Genomic DNA, 19,991 nt, shown 5'->3' on the forward strand with positions numbered 1-19,991 from the left:
TTCCAGGTTTTTCGACTGGTAACTGTTATAGTCTGTTTCATAACAGCTTCCTTCGTTAGTCATTACTATATAACAGTGCGTCGGAATTGTCAGTTCATTTCGACAAAAAGGCTTTTTTCATGGATGAAAGAATGGTAGAATGGATGAAAGGGCATACATTGGAAATTAACTATATAAAAAGGGGTTTATATGAAAAACATGTCAAATACCGCTATCCCAAAAAATATTCTTAATCAATACGCTGCTTTATTAGAGGACTGGGTGCCAAAAGACGCCTCTATAGCGATCGCGGTTTCTGATCACTATATCTACTACGTTCCGGGCATGCATGATATTCATTTAAAAGAAGGTCAGCACATCCAAACAGGCAGTATTGCTGAAATCACCATCAAAGAACAACGCAAAGTTGAAGTCGTTATGGACAACACTCTTTATGGTACATCGTACTTCGGTATTGGTTATCCTATTGATGTACAAGGCGATAAAGGAGCATTAATCATTATTCTACCGCCTAACTTCCATGTACTAAAGAAAGATCAGTTACAGTTCTTAACAGGCAAGAAAGATGATGAGTGGTTCCCTATTCCTTTAGATCAAGTTAGTTATATAGAGAGTTTGCATAAGAAGACGTGGTTTTACACTGCAGGTGAAAGTTATAATATCAGTTTTACGTTGAAGGATTTGCATCTTCGTTTGCCTAGGTGTTTTTTGAGGATTCATCGATCATATATTATTAATATGAATTGTATAGAGAAGATTTCGCGGGACTTTTCTTCAAATCTTGTGATTAAGCTGATAGATGGGACGGAGTTGCCGGTTAGTCAGACATATTTGAATGAGGTTCGTGCGCTTTTAGGGTTTTAATTTTAGTTAGTTTAAATAATAAAGAGTGAGTGGGATGGCACCGTTGATCGACGTTCCAGGCGGACGCTTTCCCGAGGGCGTGGCTTGAGCCTCCTCGTACGCTTCGCTTCCTGCGGGGTCTCAAGGCGCACGCTAATCCTCCGGGAGTCGCCGCCTTGCACTTACGATCAACTAGTGTATTCTTCTATGGATAGAAAATTCTTCAAAAAGAAACTAAAGACCAATCCTATTATTGTGGGATTGGTCTTCAGTCAGGGCATATGATTCATTCATATGCTTTTTTATTTGGTCTTTTTTATAGCTGCAGTAAATTGTTTTGTGCCTTTCATTGCTTCTTCATATAAAGAAGTAGAAAGTTTTTCTGTTTTGGCGCATGTTTCTTTCCAGTCTGTAGCCAGAGATTCGAAGGCTTTGGAGAAGTGGTTGTTTGCTTTATGCATTTCGCCAATTGGAATGGATACTTCCGTTAGGTCTGCTAGTTTCATGAAGTCTGTTACTTTGTGGTGGTAGCAGACAGCGATGATAGGTGTTGATGTACATGTCGCCAAAATCAGTGAGTGTAGTCTTGTACCAATTAATATGTCTTGTTCAGCAGTAATTTCTAATAAATCTTTCGGTAAAAGATTGTGATCGATAATGGTTGTTTGTTCCGCTTTTTTCATTAGAGCCTGAATATCTTTTGTTACATCGGCATCCTGAGGGAATTTGGTAGCAAAGAATGTGATTTCGACGGGTTGCTGCGCTGCTAATTCGTCTAAATTTCTCGCCATTCCTTCTATATACTGTTGGTAAATTTCCTCTTTACTCTCCGGCCAGTAGCCCGCGTGGTAATATGGGACAGCGGTTACGCCAATTTTCAATGGCTTGTCTGATATTACTTTGCGTTGTTGTTTTAGGGAAAATGCTGGATCTCCTATTACTTCAACAAACTTTTTCACACCAATCGATTTCAGTAGTTCTGCTGATTCAGGATCCCTTACTGAAATACTGTTTGCGTGTTTGCTCATATAACGAATAAACCATTTACCTAATTCGCTATTGAGTGGTCCTGCTCCACAGCCGTACACAACATAAGGAACGCCAGAGTTTTTTGCCATCATCGCATAAGAACCGTATAACGGGGCTTCTGTTTTATACAGATCCATCAGAATACCGCCACCACCGATAATGAGTAAGTCAAATGTTTTCACGATCTTTTTATTTTTAAGATACGTTGCGCCAAACGTTTTCACTGAGCTTCCTTTTCTATAATACAAAGGTGCGCTCATCACTTGATAGCGCTTTGCTGTTTGCTCAGGATTATTGCTGAATACGGTAATCACATCACTCTGTACGTTAAAAGTAGATGTGACTTGAGATATAATGCTTAATAAAATGGCTTCATCGCCATTGTTGTCGTTTCCATAGTTTCCTACTATTCCTATTTTCAATTTCAACCATCCTCTACAGGTCATTTGTTTCAAGTATAGCAGAGTAGACTTTTTTATTGTATTTAAAAGACAAGGAAGCCTTTCAATCCGCTGACATGCAACGATTGAAAGGCTTCTATAATTACTTCGCTATACTTCTATAGAGGAACGCACTGAATTGTGCACGGTTGACCGGTTGGCCAGGCATAAACTCGCCTTTTTCATTTCCTGTTGTAATTCCGTGATTGGCTAGAATATGAATCTGCTTGTATGCACCGTGTTGCGGAGATACGTCAATGAATTTCTGCGCAGACTCTCCTTCTAAATTATAAGCTTTCACTAAAATCATAGCCATTTGTGAACGAGTCAGTTGTCCAGTAGGATTAAACGTCCCATCGGAATGACCGCCTACAATATTGGCATTCGCAATCGCACTGATTTCATTGTAATAACGATGTGTTTTGGGGACATCGCTGAACTCTCTACGCGCTTGTTCAACGGGTGGTAAATTGAAAGCTCGACTTAAAATGACTGCCGCATGCTCTCTTGATAACGTATTACCAGGGTTGAATGTCCCGTCCGTGTCTCCATTAATTATACCGCGATCGCGTAAGAAGTAGATTTCAGTTGCGTACGCATAAGACAATGGCACATCTTTAAATAACTCAGTACTTGGATTTTCCACAATCGGTGGTACAGGTGTCGGTGGGTCAATGACAGGCGGAGCTTCAGTTGACTTCACTTCAACGGGTACAGAAATCACTTTCTTACCGAGAGTCGCTTGAACTTGTCCTTTTCCAGCTTTTATTGCCGCAAATGTTCCAGATGTAGTGATCGAACCAATATTCCCTGCAACACTCCACGTTAATTGCTCTGGCTGATAAATGATCGGTTGACCAGATGCATCTGTCGGAGTAGCTGTAAATGTGATTTTCTCGTTCGGCTTGACGCTTGTCGCCGAAGCTTTCACGTCAAGTCTCGCTGGCTGATCAACAACCGTAATCGGGAAGGATTGTTCAGCTACTCCATAGTTGACGCTTATGCGGTCTACTCCTGGTTGAACTGCTTTATACTTCAGACCCGTTCCTTCAACAGTTCCCTTTGCAGAGGTTGTTTTCAACTGGGAAGGATTCGGTACTATCGGGTTATAATATGCATCCAATACATGATTAATTTTCAAATCAGCAGTTGCGCCTACTAACATTTCTCCCATTTGAGGGCGAGATACACTTACATAGGCCGGTTGCCCTGTTGGTGCGGTACTTACCGCTTCAAGAATAGCTGAAGTGCTACGTTGAGCGGAATTGGATGTACGATTAGCCAATACTACTTGGTTACTACCATAATTGCGAATTCCCATCGTAGTGGACCCGCCACCATCAAAGTTCAACGCACGATCATAACCTTGTGACACTAAATAATCGGCGAATTGCGTTAAAGACATGCCGTTACTGTATCCAGCTCTCGAATCAACCGTCACCATTTGAACTTGCTTCTTGTCTTTACTAATAGCAATAGCAGTTCTTGCTGTCTTCGCTGTAGCACGCGGATTATTTGTATCCATTGTAATATGACGCTTTCCGTCTTTAACAAGCATCGGACCACTCGCCATCATGAATTCGGAGTCTTTCCATTTATCGTCAATTGATAGTTTCAATGAAAGAGAATCTCCTACAGTCACTGATTTAAAGCGCTCCAAACCTTTTTTGCCGTGAATCGAAACAACAAAGCCATTCTTTGGAATCGTGACAGGGTTCTTATCTCCATAGCCACGTACCTTCACAACGTTACCTTGCACTTGCTGACCATAATGTGTAGACGTAATCGGTTCATTCGTTTCAACGACCAATTCAATGCCGAATTCATTCGAACCTGTCGTGTTTTTCACATGCTGCGGTGTGAAGATCATCGTTTCATCGGCTTGTCGTTCACGGTTAAGACCTGTCATTTGAAAAACACTGCCATGAACGCCGACTTCGACTCCTAAATTAAAGTAATCAATTTCCGAAAGACCGTCTTTCGTCACGCCAAATGCAATCGGCTGGCTGACATAGTAAGAGTTCGAACTCGAGATGACACCACCGTTTACAATTTCATTGCCTTCAGATAGCAAATACATTGGCACGCCAGTTTTCATATCGAAGAAAGAAGTATTTACTGCACCGACTACTCTATGCCTTTCTTTTGAATCGCGATTCGCCAAAGTTAATGTAGGGGCTGTCCTCGAAATAGGCGAAGGAAGTCCCACCTTCAATTTCGTGAACGGATCACTTAAATCAACGCCAATGTGATTGACGTGACTGCTTGCTGAATATGTATAGTGAGAATAAGTAACACCAGAAGACACGGGGTAACTAGAAACGACCTTTGTGCTGGCTGCCGCTGAGAATGGCAACGAGATTAGCATAGCTGCCGACATAGCGGTAATGACTACATTCCGCTTCGTGCGAGACAGCAAAGTATTTTGTCCGATAACACAACTCCACCTTTTCTACTCTTTATCAATCTCTAGTCTATCAAATAATGCCTACGTTTTCATGCACCGTTTGGACGAAAAAGGTAGAAAGAAAGGGGGAATTTGCAAATTAATGATGACTTTTGGTAAATTCGTTTGGTGTCTATGAGCGGTTGCAAGGCGCGATAGAGCGATTAACACAAGTCTATGAGCGGCCATCCACCAGTATAGAACGGTTACGCCATTTCTATGAGCGGTCACCGGACAACATAGAGCGCTCAACGTGATTCTATGATCACCACACCCTTCTAGTCTTTAATTAAAGCCTCCATAAATGAAACGCAAAGCAACAACTCCCCCCAATTACTCAACCCAAAAGAAAAAACCTACAAATGGATTACCCATTCGTAGGTTTTGATATTTCCTGCTGATGCTTACTAAACGCAACAAACGCGCCAAGCAAGATAAAGTAAAACAACGTATACATCTTCAGTTCCCAAATATTATAATACATTCCAGAAACACCGGTCGAGAACCACAGTGCAATCATAAACACACCGAAATTCGTATGGCGTGATTTCCAGAAGAACCACAGCATGCTAAGCAAGAAGACCGCGAAAATCAATACGCCAATCACACCAGTCTCCGCAATCACTTGAATATACTGGTTATCGGAATAGAAGTACTTCCCACCGTAGATATCCGAGCTAATACCATAGTGATCATAAATCGGTGAACCATAAGATAACGTGGCGGAACCCCCGAACGATCCAAATCCTGTACCTGTTATAGGGTGATCTCCGAAGATCTCAAATCCTTTACGGATATAGTAGAAACGTCCACTCTCTGTCATGAGTGCCAAGTTCTTTTCATCAAATGTTTCTCCGAAGCGCCCACCGATACTTCCCGCACCACTTGGCTTCTCGTCTACTGTCACACCGAGCTCTGTAATATATTGAACAGCCAAGTTTACTGGATAATAAATTAAAATAATAGATGCAACTCCGGCAATTACTAGTCGTTTCAATAGATACCATTTTCTCGTCATGAGAATGAATACGACGCCAAACATAATTGCCGAAATCCAAGTCCCCCTTGAATAGGTAAGAACTAGAATACCAAAGAACAATACGAGTAATACACGGAATGTCCATTTGTATTTAGTCTGCTGATAAACGTGTTGTAAATAGACAACCGCAATGAGTCCGAAGAATAAGGATAATGCCAAAGAGTTCGGATTGCCTGTCAGTCCGTAAATACGCACAGCGTTTGTTGCAGATAAAACTTTATACTTCCACTCTTCCGGTAGCAGCAACTGACGCAATGACAACTTTTCTACTAAGCCATGAAGCGACATCACAATGTTCAACCAGACCGTCACCCATGCAAGCTGCTGTAACCATTTGTTCGTCAGTGTCATTCTTGAAATCGTATAGTAAAGCAAATACATAATCAAAAACGTACGAACTTGGAAAATGATAGATGTTGGTGTGACATCATGTAAGAATCCTATAATTGAGCCGAATAAAATAAAAGCAAAATAAGACCACTCAAACCATTTGAATGTAAATAGAGAACGAATATTATGTCGGTAGTGGAACAATGTCCATGCGAATACGACAAAGATTACTAAATCCCCTATTAACTTTAGGCCACTGTTCACTTCCAGCAAAAAAGGTCGGATATTAACATAGATGACCAGGAACAGAATACTCTGCTGTGGTTTAATAATCGAAAATAAGACAAAAAATAAGGTCGTGCCGAGCAATGCTATTTTTGAAGGCAGCAATAATGCAATGAGCATCACAGCTACTGCAACCAATATTGTACTTGTGGATTGTTCTTCCAATCGCTGTTTCCATATATTCATTAGTCTATAAAACCCTTTCTACGCTTGCTAGTTCCTTGTTGCATTATATCACTATCTAGGACGGAATAGTGAAAGCATTCGTTGCATCTTTTCGAATAATTATAGATTGTCGCTTATTGCCATATTTAGCATTTTATATCGAGATGGTATATTACATACTTTATTCCATATTTCTGCAGCTATCTGTCTATATACTTCTGTCACTTTATAGAAGTCTAGTGTAATAATAGTCTATTAATATACCAAATGATACTTACCAATGATAGTACTTTCTGCTACAATAGTAGGAGATTTATATAGGAGGTTTTGATTTGAAACGTTTGATAACATTACTGACACTATTGCTCTTGGTAGCTTCTCCTGTCTTCACACCGGTAGCGAGTGCAAATGACTTCTCAGGTCATCAGATGCAGCAAGAGCTGACATTTTGGGTAGATAAAGGCGTAATCCAAAAGGACGCAAAAGGGAATGTCTATCCCAATCGAGCGGTTACACGAGGGGAATTCGCTTCTTATCTCGCACGTTCATTGGAATTACCTACTTCGACACGCTATACATTTAATGACTTGAAAGTAAACCACTCCCGTACAATTGAGATTCAAAATGCTGCAGGTGCTGGAATTTTAGCTGGGTATCCTGACGGTTCATTCAAAGCGAATCAACAGATTACACGTCAACAAATGGCAGGAATGATTTTTAAGGCATTTCGTTTCCTAGAAATTCCAATCAAATCCACTACGGTTCAATTTAAAGACAGCAAGAAAATTTCATCAAACTTCGTACCCGCTGTATCCGCAGCTTCTTCATTGAATATCATACGAGGTGATCAAGGATATTTCAAACCAACAAGTAATGCAACGATTGCACATGCTTCTGCATTTCTATTCCGGATGTTCGCAGTCGCTGATGGAAAAGGTAGTACTCGCCCTCCTACAAACGTTGGCGGTACAGAAAATCCTAAAGTGCATAAAGTTAGTTCAATTTCCAATAGTCAACTGAATGTCACGGATGAGTCGTACATTACATTTGAAGATGCGCTAGCAGCGTATAACGCTTCTTCGATCGTTCAGACGATTTCTGTTAATAATAAAATTATCAAAATGAAGTCAGGTCAGGCGTTTGCTTCAGAAAACCCTAAGCAGTATACGTCATTATATAGCGATACTTCATTAAAAAACGAAGTCACATATGTCCAGAAAGGTTATGAACTGGATTATGTAGGCAGTAGCCCGGAACGTGTAGTAGTAGAAGTAGGCGGCTATACATATTATGCGAAACACGCAGAAATCGACCTAATTCCTTCTCAACTATCTACAGGCGCAAGTCAGTATAAAGTAACGAATGACGGCTTACTCATTCACCAACCTTATTATCGTACATACGATTCTAAAACAAAACAATATAAAGGGAGTTACGCAGAGTATACAGTCGGTCCTGCTTCTCCGACAATGAAAAAAGGACAAACGTATACGAGTAACGATGGTGTCCACTTTACAGAATTAAACGGTGCAGCAACCATTACGTATTATCCGTACTTCCAATTCCAATCGGTACGCCAGCCTTCCACTTACACTGGACAGGAACTGGATCGTTTCATCTCCAATGCATTACTTGCTAGACAAAAAACAGGTATTGCCCGCTATAAAAACGCTATGTCGAAGTCGAAGCTAATTGGACTTGGAACGTATGTGAAACAGATGGAGAAAAAGCATAACGTCAATGCAATGTTCATATTAGCGACAGCGATTCATGAAAGTGATTACGGGATGAGCGGCAATGCACAGCAGAAAAATAATATTTTCGGTATCCGCGTATTCGACTCTTCACCTGATAAAGGCGAAGTCTATGGTAATCCAACAAGAAGTGTCGATGCATTCATTACTCGCTACATTAACTTAAACTATGCGAATCCACTTGGTGCTTATGCCAATGGCGCAGCTCCCGGCAACAAGGCAGTCGGCTTTAATATGAAGTATGCATCCGATCCTTTCTGGGGAAGTAAGATCGCAGGTCACATGTGGCGCATCGATCAGTTCCTAGGCAGCAAAGACGCGAACCAAGCACAATTGGCTGTGATTTCGTATACAGGCAATACAGCAGTTAATATCCGCACAAGTCCAGATGCAGCGAATAAGAATAATATTCTATTCTCTTATAAGCCTAAGCATCCAGGTAATCTAGCAGCATTCGGCTATCCACTAGTTGTGACAGATCGTACAACCGGTGCAGACGGCTTTGTTTGGTACAAAGTACGCATGGACATCAACCCAGGTGCACAAATCAACGAACCATACGGCTGGATCCGTTCCGATTTAGCTACACTTGTAAATTAACCAATCAACGAAACCACCATCTCGCAGTTTAGAAGATGGTGGTTTTTCATTTGGAGAGTGATTGCAATGGGAATGGCGGTGCTAATCAACGGTGCCTTCCCCTTTACTCTATTACTACACTAAAAACAAAACACCATCCCCTGAACTAAAGGAGATGGTGTTTGTTCATTATAATGCGTCGGTGTACTCTTTACCTGCTGGTAGCAAGTTAGACATATTGATTCGTTTCAAGCCTTCTTTAATCTTCGTAGTATACCCTTGCTTCGTACTATTCAAATAGCCCGCCTTCGACTTAATCATGCGCTCGAATACTTTGGCTTTTGATTGATCAATTTGTGACCATTTTTCATAAGAATGAATCAAGTCTTCCAACGTCAAATGGACATAATCCGTACCTGAAAACTGACCATTCGGTGCACGTTTATACCAGATGTCACCGTTAGAACGAGTCCAGTTCTTCTCTTCAAAGCGAATGGCTTTTTCAATTGCACTGGCATTTTCCAAATACACTGGATCATTGAACTCTTGGAATGCCAACAAGAGAATGTTCATGCCGCCAAGTAAATGGTTCATAGACGTATGGGTCTTCACTTGTGATTTTGCCGGGAAGTAATCCGGAATATAATAGGCAGTTGGAGACAAGAAGTTCACATTGCCTTTTCTATGCTGCTGTACGAGCAAGTTTGCATAGTTACGTAAACCGTCGTTGTAATCTTTATGATTGAATGCGCTACCGCCATTATAAAGGAATAATGCAATCTGTTCATTGAAACGCGTGTCAACGAATGGTGCTGTGAAGTTATATAAATTCTTCAAATACGTACTCGTAACTTCCGTTTCCCAATAAGGCTTGCTTCCTCTGAAAACAGCTAAGTTTGTAAAGGAGTTATGCAAAATATCTTCATAATAACGTTCTTTCGTTTGGTTGTATAACAACATGACACGATCTTCTTTTACCAAAAGTAAATTGCGTCCATATCCGCGACCCGAAGCTGGCATCGGTTCAATGGTAGTCGCCATCTTGTTGTAAGGACCTTCAGCTGTATACCATTTATTACGCTTTTTATAGTTGGTAATCGATTCCCGAAGCCATGCATCTAATCTTTCATTTGAAGAAAAAAGCTTCTTATCGGATGAAAGAATCCATTGATCCACTACATCATACCCTCTAGAGTTCAACTCATATATCGATACTCGGGTATCGCCCATCAGAATATTACTGTAAGATTCCTTCTCATCCTGCAATTCACGTGTATGGCTAACTGCGCCATTATTATACTTCAGCTCGAGTTCACGTGAACGATATGTTTTCGAAATCATTTGCTGACCTGTTCCCTGCTGTGAAATGGTTTCAAGGACACCTACAGGAGAAGTTGCAATATCAAAGCCAAATGTATCATCCACATCTTTTTTCATAGGATATTTGTCAAATCGTTCTATTTTATTCGTTTTAATATTCCCATCAATTCGTACCAAATCGACGCGAATCGGCAGTCGATCCGGATTTCTCAACTCAACAAATGTAAAGTAGTCGCCATTTGGCAACTCACGTTTTGTTACAGTAACTCTTGTGCTTTTTCTCTCACTGACACCATAGACATAGATATGATCCGTCGCATGTCCGTGTGCTTTCACTCGCTTGGCCGCTAAAGACAAGTAGTGATTGGAACGCAAGTATGTTTGTCCCTCTTGTGTCAGTGGAACTTCCGTAATAAATTGATTAAATCGAATAGGATCGAATTTGCCCATTGTCTGTGTTTTATTGAAAACAATTGGTTGCTGTTTTTCGAGCAATCCTGCTTGAATCATTGCTCTATGTAGAAATACAGCGAATGAACCACGGTTAACAGGGAGTTTCGGAGCAAATGACCCGTCCTCTTTACCTGTTGTAATACCGTGTTGCATAAGTACTTTTACGCCGTATCTGTGAGATTCACTTATTTTATTCTCATCCGTAAAGCGTACTGTTTCACCTGTATCTTTTAATTTGAAAGCATTGACTAACACACTCGCCATTTGTTCACGTGTTAATTCATCGCTTACACCGAAGTTGCCATCGGGTTTTCCTTTAAATATGCCTGCTTCATAAGTAGACATTGCACCACGCAAGTTGGAAGATTTTGCGCTGACATCCTTAAAGATCGGACGGTAGGAAGCCTCGGGTAATTCCAAAGCGACGGTCAGCAAGTTTGCCGCCTGTCCACGTTTAATACTGATTCCTGGACGAAACTGTAAATCTTGGTATCCGTTAATAATTCCTTCTTCCACTAGTTGTGTTACTTCATCCTTTGCCCAGAAATCATTACTTACGTCAGAGAAACGCTGGTTTACCGTTTCTGCTTTCGCGCTTACTGGCAGTACAATGAGGCAAATTAACGTCGCGATAAGAAAAGAATTAAAAATGGCGAATACATTCTTTTTTGAAGCGCATAACATCTTTGAAATCAACTCCACTCTGTGTTTTATCACTTTAGTATGTAGTTACCTTCGACAATTATAGCATAACCCCTATTTCATTTGGTCTTCCATTGTAAATGAAGAAGGTTCCATGCTTTATAGCGGTAACATGCCTTAGGCCAGTATAATTTCTCGTAACCGCACCGTACAGACGGAGAATAACAGAAAAGGTTTCAAACTATTAAATATAAATTTATTACTATTTCGACAAGTTTTCGTAAAAAGAAAACGGTTCACGCTAAATAAGCGATGAACCGTTTTAGGTTATGCATGTTTTTGTTCGTATTCTGTAATTTTATCTTCATATTGGAATGTCAGAGAAATTTCATCCCAACCGTTCAACAACATCTTTTTGTAGTATGGATCCACGTCAAAACTGTACACAGAGCCGTCTTCACCTGCTACAGTTTGATCTTCTAGGCTCACTGTCAGTTTATACGGAGCTTCTTGGCCTTTACGCAAAAACTCTTCAATTTCTGCTACAGATAGCTTAATAGGCAAGATTCCATTCTTGAAACAGTTACTATGGAAGATATCTGCGAAGCTTGGTGCAATCACTACACGGAATCCATAATCTAAAATTGCCCATGGTGCGTGTTCACGTGATGATCCACAACCAAAGTTTTCATGTGCAACCAAGATAGTCGAACCGTCATAACGAGGGTCATTCAATACGAACTCTTCATTTTTCGTACCATCTGCATTAAAACGCCAGTGGTAAAATAGATATTTTCCGAATCCAGTACGTTCAATACGCTTCAAGAATTCTTTGGAAATAATCTGATCTGTATCTACGTTATTTTTATCTAATGGAGTGAGTACACTCTCTATTTTATTAATTGGTTCCATGTAAATACCCTCCTCAATTTTGCACAGTTGCTTCAACTTTACGAACATCTACGAAATGTCCGTGTAGAGCAGCTGCTGCAGCCATGGACGGGCTGACTAGATGTGTACGTGAGCCTGCACCTTGGCGTCCTTCAAAGTTACGGTTAGATGTAGATGCACAGCGTTCCCCAGCTGGTACTACGTCATCATTCATAGCTAGACACATACTGCATCCAGACTCTCTCCACTCAAAACCAGCTTCTATGAAAATCTTATCCAAACCAATATCTTCCGCCTGTTTCTTCACCGTACGTGAACCTGGCACGACAATCGCAGTCACTGTAGGATGAACGTGTTTACCTTTTACCACGTTCGCTGCAGCTTCCAAATCGCTTAGACGTGCATTCGTACATGAACCGATGAATGCGTGCTGAATTTCAATATCAGTCAACGCCATACCTTCCTCAAGTCCCATATACTCCATCGCATTACGAAGTGCTGATTTATCTGTTTCAGATGTATAATCTGCAGTTGTAGGTATAGTAGCTGAGATACCCGATCCCATCGATGGATTAGTACCCCACGTTACGAATGGTTCAATATCATCTGCATGGATTTCAAGTACTTGATCATATTCCGCACCTTCATCAGTATTCAATGCAAGCCAACGCTCTGCTGCTGCTTCGAACTCTTCACCTTGAGGTGCATAACGACGTCCGCGTAAATAATTAATTGTTGTTTCATCAGGTCCAATCAAACCTGCTTTTGCTCCCGCTTCAATGGACATATTGCAAATTGTCATACGTTCTTCCATTGTAAGTGCGCGAATCGCTTCTCCTGTATACTCGACGATATGTCCAGTTCCGACACCTATTCCAAACTTTGCAATGATTGCAAGAATGATATCTTTAGCTGTTACACCAAAACCAATTTTCCCTGTTACACGGATTTCCATAGTCTTTGGTTTACCTTGCCAAAGTGTCTGGGTAGATAACACGTGCTCTACTTCACTTGTCCCGATACCGAACGCTATAGCTCCGAATGCACCGTGTGTAGAAGTATGGCTGTCACCGCAAACAATTGTTTTTCCTGGCTGTGTCAATCCAAGCTCAGGACCGATTATATGCACGATACCTTGATCTGGATGCTGCATATCAGCCAATTGAACACCGAACTCTTCACAGTTCTTTTCAAGTGTAGTAATTTGTTTTTTAGCAATAGGATCGTTGATAATCGGCAAGTTTTTTGTCGGAACATTATGATCCATAGTTGCAAAGCAAAGATCTGGACGACGCACTTTACGGTTCGCTAGACGTAAACCTTCAAATGCTTGCGGTGATGTCACTTCATGAATCAAGTGAAGATCAATATATAATAGATCCGGTTTTCCCTCTTCTTCATACACAATATGCTGATCCCATATCTTCTCAATAATTGTTTTAGCCATAATTGTTTCCCCTTCCAAGCAATTGCCAATAGTAATATGCGGCGTGTGATTCAACTCGTCAATCTTTTCTCTAGCTATACATAAAGGGCGCACCAGTTTCGGTATGCCCTTTATGTGCATGTCGAGACTAAGACAGCGGTATTTTATTAAATATACGAGTACATGATACTATTGGAAACGAACTGAAGATCCAACTCGTCTACAATCTTATCTGTCCACTCTTTTGTCGTTAACGAACGTTGATCTTTACCAGCTAAATCTGCTGTGAAGTGACCTTCTTCAAATACTGTATTAACAGCCTTTTCAATTGCAGTTGCTTCCGTTTCCAATCCAAATGAATACTTTAGCATCATAGCAACTGAAAGAATAGTTGCTGCTGGATTTGCAATTCCCTGACCAGCTACATCGGGTGCTGAACCATGAACTGGCTCATACAAACCTAAACCGTCTGAACGCACACTCGCTGAAGGCAGTAATCCAAGTGACCCCGTAATAACAGATGCTTCATCACTTAAGATATCTCCAAACATATTTTCAGTAACGATTACATCAAAATGTGCTGGGTTCGTTATTAATTTCATTGCTGCAGAATCCACTAACTGATGCTCTACTTCTACATCTGGATACTGTGCTTTCTTCTCTTCTACAATCTTTCTCCAAAGCTTACTGGATTCAAGCACATTCGCTTTGTCCACAGAAGTTACTTTGCCTTTACGCAGGCGAGCCAACTCAAAACCTTTGTCGACAATACGTTCGATCTCCTTGCGCGTATATACAAGCGTATCAACAGCTGATTGATCTGTATGATGGCTCGGTTTACCGAAGTAAAGACCCCCAGTTAATTCCCGAACAATCATCATATCGACCTCTTTGATGATGTCTTCTTTTAAAGGAGAAGCCTGGATCAAAGAAGGTACAGCTGCAACAGGACGAAGGTTTGCAAATAGATCAAAATGTTTACGTATAGCAAGCAACCCTTTTTCCGGTCGTAATTCAGATGGATTCTGATCCCATTTAGGGCCACCCACTGCTCCTAGAAGAATGGCGTCGCTTGACTCACATAACTCAATTGTCTCTTTAGGAAGTGGGTTATTCTTTTCATCAATCGCCGCTCCACCGATTAGTCCATATTCTGTATGGAATGTATGGTTAAAACGTCTGCCGATCACTTCCAATACTCTGACTGCCTCTGCTACTACCTCGGGTCCTATGCCGTCACCGGGTAATACTGCTACTTTCTTTTCCATAGAACTTCTCCTCCTTGATCAATCTCGTATCACTCGATCGAATACTTTATCCCTTTGATGTATGTTGCTTATTTCAATAACTCTTCTTTCCGCAATTGTTCGCGAACTAGTTGACGATTGATAGCATTCAAATAAGCTTTTGCAGACGCTTCTAATACGTCTTGCGCTACGTCTCGGCCCGTAAGCTCGAGTCCGTTATGTCTTAAGTTGACTACTGCCTCTCCCAGTGCATCGCGGCCTTTACCGATCGATGTTACACGATAATCCAGAATGAGTACTTCACCTTTAATGGCTAATTCCAGTGCATTGAAGATCGATTCAACAGAACCTGCACCAGTAGTTGCCACAGTAACTGTTTCTCCGCTTGGCACAGTGGCTGTCACGGTAGCTGTCGGAATATTATTCGTTCCATATTGCACTTGAACATTATGCAATTCGTAAATCGGTGTATCGGTGTCGGACAATTGCTGGCCTGTGAATAAAACAAACAAATCATCTTCCGTGATTTCCTTTTTACGGTCTGCTAACTTTTTGAAGTCATCAAATGCCTCATTCAATTGGTGATCCGTCAGTTCAAACCCCATTGTAATAGCCCGATCTTTAAACGCGGCACGTCCGGAGTGTTTACCCAACGCTAACGGCATATCCGTTTCACCAATCAATTCAGGTGTGATGATTTCGTATGTCTCACGGTTTTTCAGCATGCCATCCTGGTGAATTCCAGATTCATGGGCGAATGCATTCTTTCCGACGACTGCTTTGTTTGGCTGGATGACTACCCCTGTCAATCGGCTAACAAGCTGACTAGCTTTTTTAATCTCTTTTAAGTTAATTCCGGTTTCCATGTTATAGAAGTCTTTACGGATATGCATAGCGACGGCAATTTCTTCTAATGCTGCATTGCCTGCACGCTCTCCAATACCATTAATCGTACATTCTACTTGATCGGCACCGTTCTCAACTGCTGCTATAGAGTTTGCAACAGCCATTCCAAGATCATCATGACAATGAGCTGAAAGCTTAACTTTTTCTATTCCCGTTACATTCTCTTTCAAGTACTTGAATAGAGCACCGTATTCTGCAGGAGTTGCATAGCCTACAGTGTCCGGAACATTAATCGTTGTCGCCCCTGCTTCAATTACTTTATTAATAATGCGTACAAGGAATTCCTTATCAGAACGGAATGCATCTTCCGCAGACCATTGAACGAGAGGGAAAAATTGTTTAGCATATTTAACCGTATCCGCTGCAATTTCGACTACCTGGTCTGGAGATTTCTTTAGCTTATACTCCATATGAATTGGTGATGTCGCCAAGAACACGTGAATATGTGGATTTACACCACCGCGTAATGCTTCCCATGATATATCAATGTCTTTCTTCATCGCCCTAGCAAGTCCTGTAACAGTTGAGTTTTTCACTGTATCAGCAATGCGTCGAACGGCTTCGAAATCACCTGGGGATGAAGCAGGAAATCCTGCTTCAATAACGGCTACCCCAAGCTTTTCAAGCTGACGAGCGATCTCCAATTTTTCTACTGTATTTAGATTAATACCCGCAGATTGCTCACCGTCGCGAAGAGTTGTATCGAAAATATCAATTTTTCTCACTCGCTACCACTTCTTCCTCTTTTGATTTAGCTCCTTCGTTGATGAATGGCATCATAGAACGAAGCTTCTGTCCAACTTCTTCGATTTGGTGCTTAGATTCTGCTTCTTCGATTGCATTGAACTTAGGACGTCCGTTTTCGTTTTCTTCGATCCATTCTTTTGCGAATTTACCTGATTGGATGTCAGTAAGAATATCTTTCATACGAGCTTTTGTGTCTGCATCGATTACACGTGGTCCAGAAACAAAGTCGCCCCACTCTGCAGTATCAGAGATTGAGTAACGCATTCCAGCCATTCCGCCTTCATACATCAAGTCAACGATTAGTTTCGTTTCGTGCAATGTTTCGAAATAAGCAAGTTCAGGCTGGTATCCAGCTTCTACTAGAGTTTCGAATCCAGCTTTAACTAGTGAAGTTAAGCCACCACATAGTACTGCTTGCTCTCCGAATAGATCCGTAACTGTCTCTTCTTCGAATGTTGTTTCCAAAACGCCACCACGAGCAGAACCGATACCTTTTGCATACGCAAGAGCAACGTCTTTAGCTTGGCCAGATACGTCTTGATACACTGCGAATAGTGCAGGTACTCCGCCGCCAGCTTCGAATGTTCTACGTACAAGATGTCCTGGTCCTTTTGGAGCTACTAGGAATACATCTACGTCAGCAGGTGGTTTGATTTCACCGAAGTGTACGTTGAAACCGTGAGCAAATACTAAAGATTTCCCTTTTGCAAGAGCTGGCTCAATCTCTGCTTCGTATACTGCTTTTTGGTTTTCATCTGGAAGTAGGATCATGATCAAGTCTGCTTTTTCAGAAGCTTCTTTAACAGATAGTGCTTCAAGTCCGTCTGATTTTGCTTGGTCGAATGATTTACCAGCACGAACACCTACTACTACGTTGAAGCCTGAATCTTTTAAGTTACGAGCGTGTGCGTGACCTTGTGAACCGTATCCGATAATTGCAACTGTTTTACCTTCTAATAGTCCTTCATTGATATCCTGGTTATAATACATTTTTGTCATTTTAATTTCCCCCTAAGTGTGTGTGTTTTACTGTTTTAAAATCGATAGCTGTGGTGCTTGAACCTTTTGCATATCGCGGGCAAAGCCGGTTGCGCCAGTTCGTGTTAATTCTTTAATGCCATATGGTCTCAGCAAATCGATAAATGCTTCGATTTTGTCTGGGTCACCCGTTACTTGGTACGTTACTACATTCTTTCCGGAGTCGACAATTGTCGGACGGAAAGGTTCAACGATGCTGTTCATCTCAGAGCGAATCTGTGGTGGTGAGATCACCTTTACAAGCGCCAACTCACGTAACACGATTGCTTTGTCTGTTATATCTTTCACTGTAATAACATCAATCTGCTTTTGCAGCTGTTTTACAAGTTGTTCGATTTTGTTTTCATCTTCTACGTGAACTTGGAATGTCATCTTGGATCTATTTGGTTGTTCAGTAGCACCTACTGTAATACTTTCAATATTGAATTGACGCTTCATCAGCAGTCCCGTTACACGGTTTAATACCCCGCTCTGATTAATTACTGTTACTGTAATAATTCGTTTCACTGAGGACTCACTCCAATCATGTCTTGTAATCCTTTACCTGGAGCAACCATCGGATAGACGTTTTCACGTTGTTTCACTCGGCAATCAATCAAGACCGGCTCATCAGATAATAGCGCTTCTGTAAATACTTTTTCCGCTTCTTCTAAATTGTGAATGCGATACCCTTTCAGGTCATATGCTTCCGCCAATTTAATGAAGTCTGGTTGTACTGGAACTAGTGACTGTGAGTAACGTTCTTCATAGAATGTCTCTTGCCACTGACGTACCATACCAAGTGCACCGTTATTCAAGATGATGACTTTCACCGGAATACGCATTTCCTGAAGAAGTGAAAGCTCTTGTGCTGTCATTTGGAAACCTGCGTCCCCAACCACTGCAATTACACGATCTTTCGGTCTTGCAAGTTGTGCGCCGATTGCTGCTGGGAAACCAAAGCCCATTGTTCCTAATCCACCTGACGTAACCCAGTTATCTGGATTATTGAAACGGTAATATTGAGCAGTCCACATTTGGTGCTGGCCAACATCTGTCGTGACGATCGCATCACCATTTGTAATCCGATGTATGATCTCAAGTGCTTGTTGTGGTAATAAAGCTTCCTCATCCGTTTGATACCAAAGCGGATATTTATCTGCTAAACCATTCAAATAACTTACCCACTCTACTGTGTCCGGTGATTTGAAGTCTGCTTTTAGCAATGCTGTTAACGCTTCTTTCGCATCAGATACAATTGGAATTTCGGTCACTACGTTTTTACCAATTTCAGCTGGATCGATGTCTACATGAATGACTCGTGCATTCGGCAAGAATGCATCCAAGTTTCCTGTTAGACGGTCATCAAAACGTGCACCCACATTGAGCAATAAATCACATTCGCTAAGTGCATAGTTGGCAGTTGCCGTTCCGTGCATTCCAGCCATTCCGTAGAATAACTCATGTTCTCCATGAATTGTACCCAAGCCGAGTAATGTATTAACGACCGGAATACGATGCGTTTCGACAAGTTTCTTCAGCTCGGCCGTTCCGCCTGCATGAAGTACACCTGCGCCTGCAAGGATCATCGGCTTTTTCGCTTCCGAGATAGCCTTTGAAGCTTTTTGAATTTGCAGATAATTCGGTGTAGTAGTTGGCTGATAACCAGGCAAATTCACTTCTTTATCTTCTTTTTCTACAGGTACAAAGAGATCTGTTGCGATATTTTTCGGTACGTCGACTACGACTGGTCCTGGTCTTCCGGTAGAGGCAATGTGGAATGCTTCACGCATAATACGTGGAATGTCAGCAACACTTTGCACTTGATAGTTATGTTTTGTAATAGGTTGAGTGATTCCAATGATATCCGCTTCCTGGAATGCATCCGATCCAATAACTGTACTTGCTACTTGGCCTGTAATAACTACTAATGGAAGAGAGTCCATCATGGCATCTGTAATACCCGTTACTAAGTTCGTTGCGCCAGGGCCTGATGTGGCAATGACTACCCCAGTTTTTCCAGATACCCTTGCATATCCTTCAGCTGCGTGGATTGCACCTTGTTCGTGACGTGCTAATACGTGTGGGATCGGGTCATTATATAGCGCATCATAAATTGGGAGAACTGCTCCTCCAGGATATCCAAAGATTATTTCCACGTTCTGTTCTTTAAGCGATTGAATCAAGATGGCAGAACCATCTGTAGGTTTATTTACGGCTTGTTCCTTTGGCATAGTAGATGCAGTCTGTTTTTCTTGTACTTCAGCACTCATACTGAACTCCTCCTTACAATTTTCAACTATATATTGGCCAGTGACTTTTTTCTCTAAAAAAAAGCCTTTTCATCCCACGCAAAGAATCTGATCTCTTTACATAGGGATGAAAAAGCTTTCATGGTACCACCCTAGTTCGTGACAATTGTCACCTTATGA

General features: G+C 41.4%; 14 protein-coding genes and 1 other annotated feature (1 of these 15 running past the window's edge). Of the genes, 3 read left to right on the forward strand and 11 right to left on the reverse strand.

Annotated features, from left to right (window positions below):
* Positions 1-189 precede the first annotated feature (189 nt).
* Positions 190-864 (forward strand): LytTR family DNA-binding domain-containing protein, encoded by a 675-nt coding sequence (locus CSV76_RS13625; protein WP_233204494.1) that lies wholly within the window; start codon positions 190-192, stop codon positions 862-864.
* A gap of 281 nt (positions 865-1,145) precedes the next feature.
* Here CSV76_RS13625 and CSV76_RS13630 read toward each other — a convergent pair whose 3' ends face one another.
* Together CSV76_RS13630 and CSV76_RS13635 are read right to left on the reverse strand one after the other, a co-directional pair.
* Positions 1,146-2,294: a polysaccharide pyruvyl transferase family protein gene (locus tag CSV76_RS13630; protein WP_099625924.1), complete on the reverse strand. Its 1,149-nt coding sequence runs from the start codon at positions 2,292-2,294 to the stop codon at positions 1,146-1,148.
* A 121-nt stretch (positions 2,295-2,415) separates the two neighbouring features.
* Positions 2,416-4,731 (reverse strand): S-layer homology domain-containing protein, encoded by a 2,316-nt coding sequence (locus tag CSV76_RS13635; RefSeq protein ID WP_099625925.1) that lies wholly within the window; start codon positions 4,729-4,731, stop codon positions 2,416-2,418.
* A gap of 140 nt (positions 4,732-4,871) precedes the next feature.
* On the opposite strand from CSV76_RS13635, the gene CSV76_RS17370 reads away from it, so the two are divergent.
* On the forward strand, positions 4,872-5,015 hold the full coding sequence (locus CSV76_RS17370) for a hypothetical protein (RefSeq protein ID WP_158232813.1): 144 nt from the start codon (positions 4,872-4,874) through the stop codon (positions 5,013-5,015).
* A gap of 110 nt (positions 5,016-5,125) precedes the next feature.
* On the opposite strand, the gene CSV76_RS13640 is transcribed toward CSV76_RS17370, so the two are convergent.
* Positions 5,126-6,598: an O-antigen ligase family protein gene (locus tag CSV76_RS13640; RefSeq protein WP_099625926.1), complete on the reverse strand. Its 1,473-nt coding sequence runs from the start codon at positions 6,596-6,598 to the stop codon at positions 5,126-5,128.
* 311 nt (positions 6,599-6,909) lie between these two features.
* Between CSV76_RS13640 and CSV76_RS13645 the strand changes: the two genes are divergently transcribed.
* On the forward strand, positions 6,910-8,931 hold the full coding sequence (locus tag CSV76_RS13645) for an S-layer homology domain-containing protein (protein WP_099625927.1): 2,022 nt from the start codon (positions 6,910-6,912) through the stop codon (positions 8,929-8,931).
* A 168-nt stretch (positions 8,932-9,099) separates the two neighbouring features.
* On the opposite strand, the gene CSV76_RS13650 is transcribed toward CSV76_RS13645, so the two are convergent.
* The 8 genes from CSV76_RS13650 to ilvB all read right to left on the reverse strand — a co-directional run bounded on the left by CSV76_RS13650 (position 9,100) and on the right by ilvB (position 19,832).
* Positions 9,100-11,367, reverse strand: coding sequence for an S-layer homology domain-containing protein (locus CSV76_RS13650; protein WP_099625928.1), 2,268 nt, complete (start codon positions 11,365-11,367; stop codon positions 9,100-9,102).
* Positions 11,368-11,652: 285 nt separating this feature from the next.
* Entirely contained in the window at positions 11,653-12,237 is a 585-nt protein-coding gene (gene leuD, locus CSV76_RS13655; RefSeq protein WP_085428336.1) for a 3-isopropylmalate dehydratase small subunit, read from the reverse strand.
* 13 nt (positions 12,238-12,250) lie between these two features.
* Positions 12,251-13,663: a 3-isopropylmalate dehydratase large subunit gene (gene leuC, locus CSV76_RS13660; protein WP_099625929.1), complete on the reverse strand. Its 1,413-nt coding sequence runs from the start codon at positions 13,661-13,663 to the stop codon at positions 12,251-12,253.
* A gap of 146 nt (positions 13,664-13,809) precedes the next feature.
* The gene (leuB, locus tag CSV76_RS13665) at positions 13,810-14,910 is read right to left on the reverse strand and encodes a 3-isopropylmalate dehydrogenase (protein WP_085428334.1); all 1,101 of its coding nucleotides are present in this window, start codon (positions 14,908-14,910) and stop codon (positions 13,810-13,812) included.
* A gap of 68 nt (positions 14,911-14,978) precedes the next feature.
* Positions 14,979-16,520 carry a 2-isopropylmalate synthase gene (locus CSV76_RS13670; RefSeq protein ID WP_085428333.1) on the reverse strand — a complete coding sequence of 514 codons (1,542 nt, stop codon included), beginning with the start codon at positions 16,518-16,520 and terminating at the stop codon, positions 14,979-14,981.
* On the reverse strand, positions 16,507-17,541 hold the full coding sequence (gene ilvC / locus CSV76_RS13675; RefSeq protein ID WP_085428332.1) for a ketol-acid reductoisomerase: 1,035 nt from the start codon (positions 17,539-17,541) through the stop codon (positions 16,507-16,509). The genes CSV76_RS13670 and ilvC overlap by 14 nt, the downstream gene beginning before the upstream one ends.
* Before the next feature lie 27 nt (positions 17,542-17,568).
* Positions 17,569-18,087 (reverse strand): acetolactate synthase small subunit, encoded by a 519-nt coding sequence (gene ilvN, locus CSV76_RS13680; RefSeq protein WP_085428331.1) that lies wholly within the window; start codon positions 18,085-18,087, stop codon positions 17,569-17,571.
* Positions 18,084-19,832: a biosynthetic-type acetolactate synthase large subunit gene (gene ilvB, locus CSV76_RS13685; RefSeq protein ID WP_099625930.1), complete on the reverse strand. Its 1,749-nt coding sequence runs from the start codon at positions 19,830-19,832 to the stop codon at positions 18,084-18,086. Before ilvB ends, ilvN begins: the two co-directional genes overlap by 4 nt.
* 99 nt (positions 19,833-19,931) lie before the next feature.
* Positions 19,932-19,991, reverse strand: a binding site (T-box leader) (it continues 191 nt past the right edge of the window).

This window comes from Sporosarcina sp. P17b, from assembly GCF_002743115.1.
In the GTDB taxonomy this organism is placed as follows: domain Bacteria; phylum Bacillota; class Bacilli; order Bacillales_A; family Planococcaceae; genus Sporosarcina; species Sporosarcina ureae_C.